Source organism: Herbaspirillum robiniae (genome assembly GCF_002213415.1).
Taxonomy (GTDB): domain Bacteria; phylum Pseudomonadota; class Gammaproteobacteria; order Burkholderiales; family Burkholderiaceae_D; genus Herbaspirillum; species Herbaspirillum robiniae.
In genome coordinates this window covers 48,235-63,120 of the sequence record NZ_NJGU01000007.1, presented here as the reverse complement: position 1 = coordinate 63,120, position 14,886 = coordinate 48,235, and the positions used below count along the sequence as shown (strand labels likewise).

At 68.1% G+C, this 14,886-nt stretch carries 15 protein-coding genes; 7 read left to right on the top strand and 8 right to left on the bottom strand.

Annotated elements, in window-relative coordinates:
• The first annotated feature begins 1 nt into the window (after position 1).
• Positions 2 to 931, top strand: a complete 930-nt coding sequence (locus CEJ42_RS13965) for an MBL fold metallo-hydrolase (RefSeq protein ID WP_088751490.1) — start codon at positions 2 to 4, stop codon at positions 929 to 931.
• A gap of 26 nt (positions 932 to 957) precedes the next feature.
• Here the strand turns inward: CEJ42_RS13965 and CEJ42_RS13960 are convergent, their stop codons facing one another.
• Positions 958 to 1,884, bottom strand: a complete 927-nt coding sequence (locus CEJ42_RS13960) for an aldo/keto reductase (RefSeq protein ID WP_088751489.1) — start codon at positions 1,882 to 1,884, stop codon at positions 958 to 960.
• A gap of 123 nt (positions 1,885 to 2,007) precedes the next feature.
• Between CEJ42_RS13960 and CEJ42_RS13955 the strand changes: the two genes are divergently transcribed.
• Both CEJ42_RS13955 and CEJ42_RS13950 read left to right on the top strand, forming a co-directional pair.
• Positions 2,008 to 2,520: a YbaK/EbsC family protein gene (locus CEJ42_RS13955; RefSeq protein WP_088751488.1), complete on the top strand. Its 513-nt coding sequence runs from the start codon at positions 2,008 to 2,010 to the stop codon at positions 2,518 to 2,520.
• Positions 2,521 to 2,606: 86 nt separating this feature from the next.
• The gene (locus tag CEJ42_RS13950; protein ID WP_088751487.1) at positions 2,607 to 3,512 is read left to right on the top strand and encodes a hydroxymethylglutaryl-CoA lyase; all 906 of its coding nucleotides are present in this window, start codon (positions 2,607 to 2,609) and stop codon (positions 3,510 to 3,512) included.
• Between the two features lie 60 nt (positions 3,513 to 3,572).
• Here the strand turns inward: CEJ42_RS13950 and CEJ42_RS25385 are convergent, their stop codons facing one another.
• Positions 3,573 to 5,390: a methyl-accepting chemotaxis protein gene (locus CEJ42_RS25385; RefSeq protein WP_276329111.1), complete on the bottom strand. Its 1,818-nt coding sequence runs from the start codon at positions 5,388 to 5,390 to the stop codon at positions 3,573 to 3,575.
• Between the two features lie 215 nt (positions 5,391 to 5,605).
• The gene (locus CEJ42_RS25050) at positions 5,606 to 5,758 is read right to left on the bottom strand and encodes a hypothetical protein (RefSeq protein ID WP_165774438.1); all 153 of its coding nucleotides are present in this window, start codon (positions 5,756 to 5,758) and stop codon (positions 5,606 to 5,608) included.
• 285 nt (positions 5,759 to 6,043) lie between these two features.
• On the opposite strand from CEJ42_RS25050, the gene CEJ42_RS13940 reads away from it, so the two are divergent.
• Positions 6,044 to 7,015, top strand: a complete 972-nt coding sequence (locus tag CEJ42_RS13940) for an NAD(P)H-dependent flavin oxidoreductase (protein ID WP_088751486.1) — start codon at positions 6,044 to 6,046, stop codon at positions 7,013 to 7,015.
• 395 nt (positions 7,016 to 7,410) lie between these two features.
• Complete coding sequence (locus CEJ42_RS13935) at positions 7,411 to 7,680, top strand: hypothetical protein (protein ID WP_079217547.1); 270 nt, start codon at positions 7,411 to 7,413, stop codon at positions 7,678 to 7,680.
• A gap of 162 nt (positions 7,681 to 7,842) precedes the next feature.
• Here the strand turns inward: CEJ42_RS13935 and CEJ42_RS13930 are convergent, their stop codons facing one another.
• The 3 genes from CEJ42_RS13930 to CEJ42_RS13920 all read right to left on the bottom strand — a co-directional run bounded on the left by CEJ42_RS13930 (position 7,843) and on the right by CEJ42_RS13920 (position 10,746).
• Positions 7,843 to 8,538, bottom strand: a complete 696-nt coding sequence (locus CEJ42_RS13930) for an alpha/beta fold hydrolase (protein WP_088751485.1) — start codon at positions 8,536 to 8,538, stop codon at positions 7,843 to 7,845.
• 72 nt (positions 8,539 to 8,610) lie between these two features.
• Positions 8,611 to 9,486: an META and DUF4377 domain-containing protein gene (locus tag CEJ42_RS13925; RefSeq protein WP_088751484.1), complete on the bottom strand. Its 876-nt coding sequence runs from the start codon at positions 9,484 to 9,486 to the stop codon at positions 8,611 to 8,613.
• A 99-nt stretch (positions 9,487 to 9,585) separates the two neighbouring features.
• Positions 9,586 to 10,746, bottom strand: coding sequence for an MFS transporter (locus CEJ42_RS13920; protein WP_079217544.1), 1,161 nt, complete (start codon positions 10,744 to 10,746; stop codon positions 9,586 to 9,588).
• 255 nt (positions 10,747 to 11,001) lie between these two features.
• Between CEJ42_RS13920 and CEJ42_RS13915 the strand changes: the two genes are divergently transcribed.
• The gene (locus CEJ42_RS13915) at positions 11,002 to 11,601 is read left to right on the top strand and encodes an HD-GYP domain-containing protein (RefSeq protein ID WP_088751483.1); all 600 of its coding nucleotides are present in this window, start codon (positions 11,002 to 11,004) and stop codon (positions 11,599 to 11,601) included.
• Between the two features lie 82 nt (positions 11,602 to 11,683).
• The gene (locus CEJ42_RS13910; RefSeq protein WP_088751482.1) at positions 11,684 to 12,901 is read left to right on the top strand and encodes a YbfB/YjiJ family MFS transporter; all 1,218 of its coding nucleotides are present in this window, start codon (positions 11,684 to 11,686) and stop codon (positions 12,899 to 12,901) included.
• Between the two features lie 72 nt (positions 12,902 to 12,973).
• On the opposite strand, the gene hisC is transcribed toward CEJ42_RS13910, so the two are convergent.
• Together hisC and CEJ42_RS13900 are read right to left on the bottom strand one after the other, a co-directional pair.
• Positions 12,974 to 14,050 (bottom strand): histidinol-phosphate transaminase, encoded by a 1,077-nt coding sequence (gene hisC, locus CEJ42_RS13905; RefSeq protein WP_088751481.1) that lies wholly within the window; start codon positions 14,048 to 14,050, stop codon positions 12,974 to 12,976.
• Between the two features lie 94 nt (positions 14,051 to 14,144).
• On the bottom strand, positions 14,145 to 14,810 hold the full coding sequence (locus tag CEJ42_RS13900; protein ID WP_088751480.1) for a hypothetical protein: 666 nt from the start codon (positions 14,808 to 14,810) through the stop codon (positions 14,145 to 14,147).
• Positions 14,811 to 14,886: the final 76 nt, after the last annotated feature.

Genomic DNA, 14,886 nt, shown 5'->3' with positions numbered 1-14,886 from the left:
CATGAACGCGCCCGCGCTGCAGGTGCCGCCGTCCATCCATGTGCTCGAGCGCGGCTGGCTGTCGTCCAACAATGTGCTGCTGTTCGGCCGCGACGAGGTGGCGCTGATCGACAGCGGCTACGTCTCGCACGCCGAACAGACGCTCACGCTGGTGCGCCACGTGCTGCGCGAGCGCGGCCGCGCCAAGCTGGACCTGCTGGTCAACACCCATCTCCACTCCGACCATTGCGGCGGCAACGCCGCGCTGCAGATTGCCTACGGCTGCCGTACGGCCATCCCGGCGGCGGAGGCGGACAAGGTGCGGCAATGGGATGAAGAAGCGCTGAGCTACCGCGCCACCGGCCAGCGCTGTCCGCGCTTTGGCTTCAGCGAGACGGTGCGCGACGGCCAGGTGCTGCGCCTGGGCGAGCTCGACTGGCATGCGCTGGCCGCGCCCGGCCACGATCCGCATTCGCTGGTCTTCTTCTGCCCGCAGGAGGGCATCCTGATCTCGGCCGACGCGCTGTGGCGCAACGGCTTCGGCATCATCTTCCCGGAGCTGGACGGCGAGACCGGTTTCGCCGAGGCGCGCGCCACGCTGGAGCTGATCCGCACGCTGGATGCGAAGCTGGTCATCCCCGGCCACGGCGCCCCGTTCACCGAGGTCGGCGATGCACTGGAGAAGGCCTTCTCGCGCCTCGATTACCTGGAGGCCGATGCGCTGCGCAACGCGCACAACGGCATCAAGGTGCTGGTGAAGTTCCTGCTGCTGGAGCGGCAGCGCATCCCGCTGGAAAAGCTGCCGGCGATGATGCGCGAGATCCCGCTGCTGCGCACGGCCAACCGGCGCTTCATGCACATGGCCGACGAGGAACTGGCGCGCTGGACGGTGGCGCAGCTGGAGCGCGCGGGCGCGGCCCGCAGCGACGGCGTGTTCCTGCTGGACGCATGAGCCCGCGCATGGCCGGCCATTCGCCGTCAGATGTCGATCGCATGCCCGGGCTCGCGCCAGAACGACGCGGCGGGGATGGGGCCCATGCCTGCGGCCGCGTTGTCGCGCATGTGTTCGGGACGCGCGGTGCCGGGAATGGCGCAGGTGACGGCCGGATTGGCGAGGATGAACTTGAGCAGCAGCTGCGCCCAGCTGGTCGCGCCGATCTCGGCGGCCCACGGCGGCAGCGGCTTGCCGCGCGTGCGCCCCAGCAGCCCGCCGCCGCCGAAGGGCCGGTTCACCAGCACCGCCATGCCGCGTTCGGCGGCCAGCGGCAGGATGCGTTTTTCCGCCTCGCGCTCGTCGAAGGAATAATTGATCTGCAGGAAATCCAGCTGCTCGGCGCGCATGACCGCCTCCAGCTCGGCGTAGGCGCCGGCGGTGTAGTGCGTCACGCCGATGTAGCGGATCAGCCCCTGCGCCTTCCACTCGCGCAGCGTCTGCAGGTGGATGCGCCAGTCGAGCAGGTTGTGGATCTGCATCAGGTCCAGCTTTTGCACGCCGAGCAGGCGCATCGATTGCCGCATCTGGGCGATACCGGCCTCGCGCCCGGCGGTCCACACCTTGGTGGCGAGAAAGGCCTGCCTGGCCTTGCCCTCGGCGGCCAGCAGTTCGCCGGTGGTGCGCTCGGCGCGGCCATACATGGGCGAGCTGTCGAACACGGCGCCGCCGGCGGCCAGCAGCGCATCGACCACGCCCGGCAGGCGCCGGTACTCTTCGCTTCCCGGCGCGACGTCGAAACCGATATAGGTGCCGCAGCCGATGACCGGCAGGGACTCCGCGCCCGAGGCAATCCTGCGTTGTTGCATCCTGTCCTCCGCCATCGCCGGCGCTGCCGGCAAACCCGCGGCCAGCGCCGCTGCCAACCCGGCCTGCAACACCTGCCGGCGCCCGCTCCTGTCGTCGTTGCGCATCGCCTGCTCCCGCCCGTTGACCAAGGCGCCCACTATAGCGCGCCGCGCCAAAACAGGCAGGGCGGGCATGCTGCTATCATTTTGGGCTTGTTCCATCGTCCCCTTTTGTCCTCTTTTATCGCCATGAACGACGCCGCCTCCGCCGCCCTGCCCTCTTCCGCCCAACGCGTATCCGACCTGCTGGCGCAGATCGGCCATGACAAGCCCGTGGTAATGCTGCCGGCGACCGGCCGCACTTCGGCCGAGGCGGCCGCAGGCCTGGGCTGCAGCGTGGCCGAGATCGCCAAGTCCATCATCTTCCGTCGCCTCAGCGACGATGCGCCGGTGCTGGTCATCGCCAGCGGCGGCAACCGCGTCGACGAAGCCAAGGTGACCGCGCTGGTGGGCGCGCTGGGCAAGGCCGACGTCAGGTTCGTGCGCGAGTCCACCGGCTACGCGATTGGCGGCGTGTGCCCGATCGGGCATGTGGTCAAGCCGGTGATGCTGATCGACCGCGACCTGTTCAATTTTTCCAGCGTGTGGGCCGCGGCCGGCCATCCGCATGCCGTGTTCAACCTGACCGCCGCCCAGCTCGAGAAGATGACCGGCGGCGCCGTCGCCGACGTGCGCCAGGATCCGGCGCCCGCGGCCGCCTGAATGTGACGGCCGGGCACGCGGCAGCGGCCCGGCTGATATGATCGACCATCGCCAGACACCAACCAGAACAACCGGAGACCAGCCAGATGAGCCTGCCCAGGAAAGTCAAAATCGTCGAAGTCGGACCGCGCGACGGCTTGCAGAACGAAAAGGAAACCATCTCCGCCGAGGTGAAGATCGAGCTGGTCAACCGCCTCACCGCGGCCGGCTTTCCCAACGTCGAGGCGGCCTCCTTCGTCTCGCCCAAGTGGGTGCCACAGATGGCCACCTCCAGCGAGGTGATGCACGGCATCGCGCGCAAGCCGGGCGTGGTGTATTCGGCGCTGGTGCCCAACATGAAGGGCTTCGAAGCCGCGCTGGAAGCCGGCGTGGATGAGGTGGTGATCTTCGGCGCCGCCTCCGAGGCCTTTTCGCAGAAGAACATCAACTGCTCCATCGCCGAGTCGATCGAGCGTTTCCGCGAGGTGGCCAAGGCCGCCAAAGAACATCGCAAGCGCCTGCGTGCGGCGGTCAGCTGCGCCTTCGGCTGTCCCTACCAGGGCGAGGTGCCGCTGGCGTCGGTGGCCGACGTGGTGCGGCGCTTCCGCGAGCTGGGCTGCGACGAGATCGACATCGCCGACACCATCGGCGTGGCCACGCCGGACAAGGTGCGGCCGGTGATGGAAACGGCGATCCGCGAGTTCCACATCGAAGGCTTGTCGGGCCACTTCCACGACACCTACGGCCAGGCGCTGGCCAACATCTACGCCAGCCTGCAGGCCGGCATCACGATCTACCATTCATCGGTGGCGGGACTGGGCGGCTGCCCCTACGCCAAGGGCGCGACCGGCAACGTGGCCTCGGAAGACGTGCTGTACATGATGAAGGGACTGGGCATCGAGACCGGGGTCGACCTCGACGCGGTGGTCGAGGCCGGCCAGTTCATCTCGCAGCACCTGGGCCGCAAGTCGGTCAGCCGCGCCGGCAACGCCATCGCCGCCAAGCGCGGCTGATCGCACAACGCACAACGCGCGCGCCGGCGGGTGCGCGCGCTTTTCTCCCTGACGCTTTTCTCAGAACTCTTCCCAGTCAGCTTCGCCGCTGCGGGCGGTCTGCTTCGCCGCGGGCGCCGTTGCCGCTTTTGGCTTGGCGGCCGCCAGTTTGGGCGCGGCGGCCGGCGCCGGTTTGGCCACCGGGTTGGCTACCGATTTGGCCGCCGGCCTGGCGACCGGCCTGACACTCTCGGCCTGCCTGAGCGGCGCCGCCGCCGTCGGCGCGCTGCCGTCTTCGGTCAGCTTGAACACGGACACATCCTGCATCAGGCTGTCGGACTGCTCGCGCAGGCTGCCGGCGGCGGCCGCGGCCTCTTCGACCAGCGCCGCGTTCTGCTGCGTGATGGCTTCCATCTGGTTGATGGCGTCGTTGACCTGGGCGATGCCGGCGCTCTGCTCCTCGCTGGCGGTGGTGATGTCGTGCATGATGCCGGCCACGTGACGCACGGCGTTGACGATCTCGTCCATGGTCACGCCGGCCTGGTCGACCAGCTTGCCGCCGGCGTCGACCTTTTCTACCGAGTCGCCGATCAGCTCCTTGATCTCCTTGGCGGCGGTGGCCGAGCGTTGCGCCAGCGAGCGCACCTCCGACGCCACCACCGCGAAACCGCGGCCCTGCTCGCCGGCGCGCGCGGCTTCCACCGCGGCGTTCAGCGCCAGGATGTTGGTCTGGAAGGCGATGCCGTCGATCACGCTGATGATGTCGGCGATCTTGCCCGAGCTGGCCTTGATCGACTCCATGGTCTGCACCACGTTGCCCACCACTTCGCCGCCGCGATTGGCCAGTTCGGAGGCCGAGTTGGCCAGCTGGTTGGCTTCGCGCGCGTTGGCCGCGTTCTGCTGGACGGTGGTGGTGAGCTCTTCCATCGAGCTGGCGGTTTCTTCCAGGCTGGAGGCCTGCGACTCGGTACGGGACGAGAGATCCATGTTGCCGGTGGCGATCTCGCGGGCGGCGACGTTGATGGTCTCGGTACTGTGGCGCACGGTCGAGACCACGCGCGCAAGGCCCTGGCCGATGCCGTTGATGGCGCCCATCAGGCGGCCGATCTCGTCGTCGCGCTCCACCGCCAGCGTCACGCGCAGGTCGCCGGTGGCGAGCTGCTCTGCGGCCTTCGAGCCACGCTCGAGCTGGCTGCGGATCAGCACGAAGAGGAAGTACAGCGTCGCCATCGACAGCAACAGCATCAGGGCCAGCATCACCAGGCAGGCGGTGAAGGCGGTGCGACTGCTGCGGTCGGCGGCGTCGAGGTCGCCCCGGGTGCGCGCGTCCATCAGCGCCACGAACTCGCCCACGGGCTTGAGGATCTGGGCCACCTTGCCTTCATATGCGTCATCGTGCACCAGCTTGCGCGCCAGCTCGAGGTCAGGGTCGCCTTTTTTGGTGAATTTCCCGGCGCCGTCGTCGAACTCGCCCTTGACCGCGTGCATGGCGATTTCCTCGGTCTTGACCAGCGCGATCGACAGGTCCTGGGCCTGCTTGAGCTTGGCGAACTCGGCGTCGGTGAAGCCGGCTTCCTTCATCTGGTCGAGCAAGGCGCCTTTGCTGCCGTCGGGCCTGGCCTTCTTGCCCGAGTTCATGTCGATGACTTCGTAGTAGCGCGCCTCGTATTTCGGATTGCCGGTGACGACGTAGCTGCGCACGGCCGTGGTCAGGTCGGCGGAATCCTGCGCCAGCACCTGCGCCAGCTGGTAGGACCGATAGCGTGTTTCGCTGGTGCGTTCGACCCGCAGCTCGGCCTGCCGCATCATCTGCACCGCGCCGTACAGCAGCAGCGCGAGCACCACCAGCACCAGTCCGAACAGCGCAAAACTGCGCTTGAGCGTCAGCAACTTCTTCATCTTGCCCCCTTGTGAGACGACTACGTCGTGAATACGTAATGCGACAGCCGATGCCGCGCGGCAATGGCCGCGGGTGGCCGTGGCCGGGCTCGCGGCCCATCTGCGAAAGATGGCCGCGTCACCCGGATGAAGAAGGTCGAGCGCGTACGGGCGCCTTGCCGAAGAAGGCGTCGGATGCTCCCGCTACGCTGGGAGCCGGTAAGCGAAAAGGGGATTCAGTGACGGTATCGGCGCAAGCCACGCACGTAGCGTTTGTCGGTGGTGACGACGGCTTTCTTCAATGCACGGTGATGGAGCACAGCGCACAAGACCAGCCCGGCGCCTGCAACGGCGATGATGGCGATATTGACGAGATCGAAGGTTTCCATGATTTCCCCCACTACGGCACTTGCGATTCGGAGCCTTGCCCGATGCCCCGGCCGGTAGCCGGAACAAGACCGCGCGCCCCGTGGCGCGGCCCATGAGATCCATTACGGCAGGCTGATAAAAAACATAACATGCCGCTCGCATGGGACAGAAAATTTTCTAAACAATTTCGGAGAAAATTCACGTTCGCGCAACAAAAAGCACGACCGTAATATTTTTATCCTATAATCGTCGAACAAATTCCGGCCCCGCGCCTTTACATAAAGACAACCGACGAGAGACAAGCCATGCCCCAGCCTGCTTACCCGAAAGCCTTGCAAGATCTGCGCCTGCCCATCATCTGCTCGCCGATGTTCATCGCCAGCGGCCCGGCCCTGGTGGCCGCCCAGTGCAAGGCCGGGCTGGTGGGCTCGTTCCCGGCCCTGAACGCGCGGCCGGCCGAGCAGCTGGACGTCTGGCTGACCGAGCTGCAGGCGGAATTGGCGCAATGGCAACAGCAGCATCCCGAACGCAAGGTCGGCCCGATCGCGGTGAACCAGATCGTGCACCAGTCCAACGACCGCCTGGCGCAGGACGTCGCGGTGTGCGTGAAGCACCAGGTGCCCATCATCATCTCCAGCCTGCGTGCGCCGCCCAAGGAGATGCTGGACGCGGTGCACAGCTACGGCGGCATCGTGCTGCATGACGTGATCTCGCTGCGCCACGCCGAGAAGGCGCTGGAAGCCGGCGTGGACGGCCTGATCCTGGTGGCGGCCGGCGCCGGCGGCCATGCCGGCCCGCTGTCGCCGTTCGCGCTGGTGGGCGAGGTGCGCAAGATGTTCAAGGGCCCGCTGGTGCTGTCGGGCGCGATCGCCACCGGCGACGCCGTGCTGGGCGCGCAGGCCATGGGCGCCGACTTCGCCTACATCGGCTCGCGCTGGCTGGCGACCAAGGAGTCCAACGTCGACGAGGCCTACCGCCAGGCCATCGTCGAGTCGACCGCGGCCGACGTGGTCTACACCAACCTGTTCACCGGCGTGCACGGCAACTACCTGAAGAAGTCCATCGTCAACGCCGGCCTCGACCCCGACAACCTGCCCGAGGCCGACAAGACCAAGATGAATTTCGGCTCCGGCGGCACCACCAAGGCCAAGGCCTGGCGCGACATCTGGGGCGCCGGCCAGGGCGTGGGCCTGATGGACGACGTACCCACCGTGGCCGAGCTGGTGGACCGCCTGGAAGCGGAATACCGCGCGGCGCGCACGCGACTCTCGCTGTAAGGCCTCCCCGGACTGCGCAGTCCGGGCAGCGGGCTGCCAACAAAAAAAGACAAGGCGGATCACAGGTCCGCCTTTGTCTTTTCTTGCATACGCTTATGCGTGGACTGGAACCGCAAGGCCTAAGGCGACATCAAAGCGGTACAAACCCGCAGGATTTCGCTCCCCCTCCCCACTTCCTACCGCCGATGTGCGATTCGTCCGTCGGACAAATCCCCCATTTTTCACGCAAGTTGTAACGGTCGGCACTTCTTGTGCAGCGCCCGGTCGTATTTGTTCGCTTACACCTTCCGCACGGCGCGCGCAGTTCAACGATGGCGCCACGGGAGATCCGGCAACACCGGATCCTGCCGCGCACGGCGAAGGCGCAGAGCACCGACACTTGACGCGAGGAAAATATGACCAGCTTTCTCAGAACCAGAAAAGATCGTCATCCGAAACATGACAAACCGCGCCTGCCGCATGAGCACGATCAGAATTTCGATCGCCAGGATCCGGCGCGCAGCGGCCACAAGGTGGAGCGGCATGAAATCCGCCACGCCTACAACGACATCCGCGAGGGCCAGGTGGATACCGACCTGCGCGGCACCGGCGGCCTGGACGAGGCCAACAAGGGCCCGGGACGGCGCGCCGCCGGGGCGCCGCCGAAGGAGCCGGATGAAGGTTGAAGAAGAAGGAGCGGGACAAGTCCCGCTGCGGTAGCAGGCGGGCGGCCCGGTCCGCAAAGCCAGGGACAGGCAGCAGACATCAAGACAAAGCAAAAGGCGGCAGGAATTCTCCTGCCGCCTTTGTTTTTTGTGCAAGCGACGACGCCGCTATGGCGGCGGGTTCTACAAACCGGACTGCGCCAGCCAGTCGCCGATGATGCCGAACAGTTCGCCCGGCTTCTCCATCGGCGTCATGTGGCCGCAATCGGCCACGATCTCGAAGCGCGCCTGCGCGATCTGGCGCGCCATTTCCTCGGACTCTTCCACCGAGCGCAATTTGTCCTGGTCGCTGGCCACGATCAGCACCGGACAGCGCAACTGCTTCAGCACCTCGGCATTGCTGTCGCGCAGCGTCTGCAGCTGGCGCAGGAACACCTCCTTGCCGTTGGCCAGCGCCATCGCCTGCAGCCGGTCCAGCAGCGCGCGGTCGGTGCTGCGCGCCGGATGCAGCGACGACGCCAGCGCGCGCGACGTCAGCCCCTTGAAGGGCGTGCGCTGGGCGATATCGAGCTGGGCCTTGGTCGACACCGACTCCTGTTCGGTCTGCGGGCGCGAGGAGGTATTGAGCAAGGCCAGCCCCAGCACGCGCTCGGGCGCCTTCAACGCCACCGCCTGGGCGACGAAGCCGCCCATCGAGAAACCGAACAGCACGAACTGCTCCGGCGCCTGGCGCAGCACGGCGTCGGCCATGGCCTGGATGCCGATGTCCTGGCCCAGGTCGCCGAAGGTCAGCGCGCCCAGCGTGGCCAGGTCGCTTCGCATGTCGTCCCACAGGTGCTCGTTGAGCATGAAGCCTGGCAGCAGAACCAGGTTGCGCATGATATCCCTCCCTTGCCGCGCACCCGCCGTCCGTTCAGGAGCGGCGGGCAAAGCCGCTATTTTATTTCGATTTCATTTCTTTTCCGCGGCGGGCCTGGCGCGGCGCGGGCCGGCGCGGTGCTGCTCGAGGATCTTGTCCAGCTTCCAGCTGATGCTGCTGCCGTCGGCCGGCGGGTTGGCCACCGGCGTGCCGACGATGCGGATGCGATAGGCGGTGCCGGTCTTAAAGTGGAAGCCGTCGATGGGCGCATACCAGAGCTCCCACGGCCCCTTGGGCTCGCGCCGCACCTGCAGGCACTGCATGGGCGCCACGCCGGTGCAGCGCGCGCGCACGGGCGCCACGTACAGTTCGGCCACCTGCGCGTCCGGCGCGGTAGCAGGGCGCGCCGGAGCGGACTGCGGCTCTTCACCCGGCGCGCGATATTGCTGGACGTTGCCGGCCGCGTCACGCAGCGTCAGCACGCCCGCGCTGAGCTGATAGGCGCGCACCGCCAACAGCGAGGCGAGGTAGGCCGACTCGAATTGCATCAACGGCGGCAGGCAGGCCATGCGGGTGCTTGCGGCCCTGTCGAAGGCGATGCCGCCCGGCACGGTGAGCGCGTAGGCGGCGTTGAAACGGTTGCAGCCGGCGCGGCCGCTGACGTTGCCGCCGGCATTGCCGCTGCCGCCCTGGGCTGCGAAATGCAGCACCACGGGCTCGCCGCCGTTGTCCTGCGGCAGGCTGCCGCCGCTCCATTGCACCAGTTGCCAGTCGTTGGCCGTCAATGCGGGATCGCCCGCCGCCGGCTGTTGCGCGCCTGGCGATGACGCCGGCGCCTGTGCCGCGGCTTGCGGCGCGCCGCCGCCGGCCGGCGCGGCGCAGGCGCCCAGCAGGCAAAGCAGCGCCACGCCTGCCAGCGCGCGCGGGAGGAACTGCGGTAAGGAGAGGGAGCCGGGTTGCGAGGGCATGGTGTTCCTTTCGTTTTCTTGTCATGGAGCGCGTTCAGACTGCCGCCCCGAATAGCGCGTTCCGCCAAGTTTTTCGAGACTACACCAGTGGCGCCCGGTTCATTCCAGCCATTGCGCCCGGCTGCTGCACAGGGCGATGGCCAGGCACAGCGCGCCGAGGAAGGCCAGCCCCGCCTGCAGACCCCAGCCGTGCACCAGGAAACCGACCGCCGGCGGGCCGATCAGGCTGCCGCTGTAACCCAGCGTGGCCACCGCCGCCAGCGCGGTGGAACCGTGCCGGCCGGCGGCGCTGAAGACGAACGGGAACACCGCCGCCACGCCGGCGCCGGCGATCGCGAAGCCGAGGATGGCCACCCCCATCGACTGCGCCATCACCGCGATGCCGATGCCGACGGCCGCGCCCAGCGTGCCCAGCGCCACGATGCGGCGCGCGTGGTAGCGCTGCTTGAGGCGGTCGCCGACCATGCGGACCGACAGCATCATGCCGGCGAAGGCGGCATAGGCCAGCGGCGTGCCGCCGTCGGTGGCGTGGATGTGGTCCTTCATGTAGATGCCGCTCCAGTCGGCGACCGAGCCCTCGACGATGGCGCCGCAGAATCCGATCACGCCCAGCACCACCAGGTGTCCGTGCGGAATGGCGAAGATCTTGCGGTGCGGGTCGTGCTCGGGCTTGTCGTCGGGCATGGCCTGGTAGGCGGCATACAGCGGCCACAGGAACAGCGCCGACACCAGCAGGAAATGCCACACCGGCGCGATGCCCAGGCCGGCGATGCCGCTGGCGATCAGCGCGCCGGAGAAGGTGCCCACGCAGAACCAGCCGTGCAGCATCGACATGATGGGGCGCCCGGCGTCCTTCTCGGCCTGCGCGCCCAGCGCGTTGATGGCCACGTCGAAGCAGCTGGAGGCCGCGCCGTAGAACACGCTGACCGCCATCAGGCTCCACAGCCCCGGCGCCAGGCCCAGCAGCGGCAGCGACACCAGCAGCGCCAGCCCGGCATAGAGGGTACTGTGGCGCGCGCCGTAGTGCCCGGTCAGCCAGGCCGCCAGCGGAAACGAGCCGACCGCGCCGATGCCGCCGCACAGCAGCACCAGGGCCAGCGTGGCGGCGTCCAGCTGCAGGTGGTCGCGGATGGCGGGAATGCGCGCCGCCCAGCTGGCGAACACGATGCCCAGCAGCAGGAAGAACAGGGGAATGGCGATCTGGCGCCAGCGCGCCTGGCCGATCAGGCCGGCGCGCGAAGTGGAAAGCTTGGTTGTCATCGATACGTCATGAAGGTAAACTGCCTCGGCATTGCAGCCGCTATTATCCGACAACCGGGAAAGCTCCGAAAAAAGGAGTGTGGTCGGCCGGCGGCGAGGCTGCCGTCAGACGGCGGCAGCGCTCAGAGGTTCACGGCAGGCGCCGCGCATACTGCCACGCCACCCCAGCCGCTTCTGATCCTCGTGCCACAGGGCTCCACATCGGCTCCACATCGGCGCCGCACGGGCTCGCGCTGCAATCTTGCAGGGACAGGGATGCCAGTTTCAGAACCAAACCAGATTTACCAGGAAATCGTCGATGCGCTGATCGCCATGCATCGGCTCACCGACGGCTATACGCCGGGCCATGAAGACCGCACGGCCGAACTGTGCGTGAAGATCGCCGAACGCCTCGGCCTGCCGCGCGAACGCATCGACGTGCTGCACATGGCGGCTCAGGTGCACGACATCGGCAAGGCCAGGATCTCGCTGGAGCTGCTCAACAAACCCGGCCGCATCACCGACGAGGAATACGCCGTGCTCAAGACGCACGTGCAGATCGGCTACGACGTCTTGAGGCATATCAGCTTCCCGTTCAACCTGGCCGAGATCGTCTGGTGCCACCACGAGTACCTGGACGGCAGCGGCTATCCGCGCGGCGTGACGGCCGAGGCGATTCCGCTGGAGTCGCGCATCCTGACGGTGTCCGACATCGTCGAGTCGATCTCGGCCGACCGCCCCTACCGCAAGTCGCTGGGCATGCAGGTGGCGCTGGATGAAATCCGCCGCCTGCGCGGCACGCGCCTGGACCCGGTGGTGGTGGACGCCTGCCTCGAGGTGATCGACCTGAAACTGTGGCACGAAGGCGCCGCCTGAACTTCGCCTGCCGCATGTGAACGCGGCCGTTCGGCTACACTTGGGCCCACAAGAACGATACTGGCCCCGGAGACGCCGCCCCATGCCGACCACCAAGGAACCCGAGTCGCAGGACTTCATCCTGCGCCACCCCATCCTCACCGCCCTGGCCCTGTCATTGGGCACCGCCGTCGCGCTCGGCGTGGCGCGCTTTTCCTATGCGCTGCTGCTGGCGCCGATGCGCGCCGACCTCGGCTGGCCCTACCTGATCGCCGGCGGCATGAACACCGGCAACGCGCTGGGCTACCTGCTGGGCGCGCTGGTCACGCCGCTGCTGATGCGGCGCTACCGGGCTCATCGCGTGCTGGTGGCCGGCGCCTTCGGCACGGCGCTGCTGACCTTCGTCCCCGGCTTCGTCACCGACACCGCGACGCAACTGGCGCTGCGGGTGGCCACCGGCATCACCAGCGCCTTCATCTTCGTCTCCGGCGGCCTGCTGGTGAGTCGCCTGGCGGCGCTGCACGCGCAGCGCGCCGGCTTGCTGCTGGGCCTGTATTACGGCGGCACCGGCATCGGCATCGCGGTGGCTTCGCTGCTGGTGCCGCCGGTCATGCAGGCGGCCGCCGCGCACGGCGCGCCGCATCCCTGGCAATGGGCGTGGCTGCTGCTGGGCGCGCTGGCGCTGGTGGCCAGCGTGTTCATGGCGCTGCCGGTGCGGCATATCCCGTCGCCGCCGGCGCAGGCTTCGGCGCGCGGCGGCTTTCGCGCGCGCAGCCTGATGTTCGGCCTGCTGGGTTATCTGTTCTTCGGGCTCGGCTACATCGGCTACATGACCTTCGTCATCGCGCTGCTGAAGGAACAGGGCATGCCGCCCGAGCGCATCACGCTGTTCTTTGCGCTGCTGGGCGTGGCGACCTTCGCCTCCTCACGGATCTGGGCGCGCATGCTGGACCGCTTCCGCGGCGGCCAGTCGCTGGCCATCCTCAACAGCCTCTTGTGCGTGGCCACGCTGCTGCCGGCCTTCACGGCGGAACCTGCGGCGGTGTTCGCCTCGGGCATCCTGTTCGGCGCCTGCTTCCTGTCGGCGGTGGCCTCGACCACCGCGATGGTGCGCCACAACCTGCCGCAGGCCGACTGGCCGGCCGGCATCAGCGCCTTCACCATCATCTTCGCCGCCGGCCAGATCGTCGGCCCGACCATCGTCGGCTGGATCGCCGACGGCGCCGGCGGGCTGCAGCGCGGGCTGGTGTTCTCCGCGCTGACGCTGCTGACGGGCGCGGCGCTGGCGTGGCGGCAGCGGGCCCTGCCCAGCCCCGCCTGAACCGCGCCAGGTTCGAGGCAAAAAGAAAGCGGCCCGCGGGCCGCTTTTTCTTTTCGCATTACCGGCGCCGGATCAGGCCAGGTGCTTCTTCAGCGACGCCACCAGCGTGCCGCAAGCCTCGTCGGTGCCGATGGTGATGCGCAGGAACTGGTTGATGCGCGCGCTGGTGAAGTGACGCACGATGATGCCGTCGCCGCGCAGCGATGCCGCCAGTTTGGCCGCGTCATGTTGCGCATGGCGCGCGAACACGAAGTTGGCCGCCGAGGGCAGCACCTCGAAACCGAGTTGCGTGAGCGAGGCCACCAGCTTCTCGCGGCTGGCGACGACCATGCCGCAGGTCTTGCGGAAATATTCCTCGTCTTCGATGGCGGCGGTGGCGCCGGCGATCGCCGGGCGGTCCAGCGGATAGGAGTTGAAGCTGTTCTTGACGCGCTCCAGCGCGGCGATCAGGTCGGCATGGCCGATCGCGAAGCCCACGCGCATGCCGGCCAGCGCGCGCGACTTGGAGAAGGTCTGCACCACCAGCAGGTTGGGATAGCGCTGCACCAGCGGGATCGCGGTCTCGCCGCCGAAGTCGATGTAGGCCTCGTCGACCACCACCACGCGTTCCGGATTGCCCTGCAGGATGCGCTCGATCTCGGCCAGTCCCATCAGGCAGCCGGTGGGCGCGTTCGGGTTGGGGAAGATGATGCCGCCGATGGCCTCGCCATGGCCGAGATAATCGTCGGCGCGGATGGTGAAATCCGCAGCCAGCGGCACCGCGCGGTACTCGACCTGGTACAGGCCGGAGTAGGTCGGATAGAAGCTGTAGGTGATGTCCGGGAACAGGATGGGCTTGCCATGCTGCAGCAGCGCGTGGAAGGCATGCGCCAGCACCTCGTCGGAACCGTTGCCCACGAACACCTCGCGCGCCGTGATGCCGTCGGCGGCATGGCGCGCGGCGATGGCCAGCTTGAGCGGCTCGGCGTCCGGGTTGGGATACAGGCGCAGGCTGTCGCCCACCTCGCGCGCGATGGCCTCGAGCGCGCGCGGCGAGGGGCCGTAGGGGCTCTCGTTGGTGTTCAGCTTGACCAGGTTGGCGATCTTGGGCTGCTCGCCCGGCGTATAGGGCGTCAGGCGGCTGACGATGGGACTCCAGAACTTGCTCATGGGGAAATCGGCCCGCGCGGGGCGCTGCAAAATGAAGAATCGAAGAGGAAAGCGCAGATGGTAGCAAACTTGCGCCGCACGGGCGGCGCTCGCCTCAGAAATAGGGCCGGTAGCGCGGCCGGCGACCGGCGTCGGCGGCGCGTGCAGGAGCGCTTGGCGCGGGCGATGCGCTCAGCAGCGAAATGGCGCGCGCGGCCACCTCGGCCGGCAGGCCGATGACATCCTGGCAAGCCCGCGCCAGCGCCGTGGCCGAAGCGAAGCCGGCGTCGGCGAAGTCGGCCGCGGCGTCATCCATGCGCGCCAGCGCGGCCAGCGCCCAGGCCACGCGCTGCTCGCGCACCAGGCTGCGCAGCGACTCGCCCTCGGCGAACAGCAGCGCGCGCAGCCGGGCCGGCGTGAGCTGCCACAGCCGGGCGATGCGCGCGGCGCTCCAGTCGGCGGCGGGCTCGGCGAAGATGGCCGCGGCCAGCTTGCGCGTCCACGGCTTGCTGGCGTCGGCGGCGCGTTCCATCTCGGCGTTGGCATCGGGCTCCAGCGCCAGCGACCAGACCGCGGGCCGGGCCGCGCCCGGCGCCAGGCGCGGATGAGCGAGGCAGGAGAAACGCACGAAAGGCGGCACGGTAAAGCTCTCGCCCTCGCGCAGCTCGATGGCCACACCGCCGCTCTTGAGCGTGGCGCCGCCCTTCCACACCTTCACGCGCGCGGGCGCGGCAAAACGCAGTTCGCGCAGCTGCAGGTGGTGGTGGGTGACGATGGCCATGGCGTCAAGGAAATGGAAGAAATGGAAGCGTCAACGATGTTAAGCCAGGCGCGGCGCGCAGACTGTCGCCGCGGCG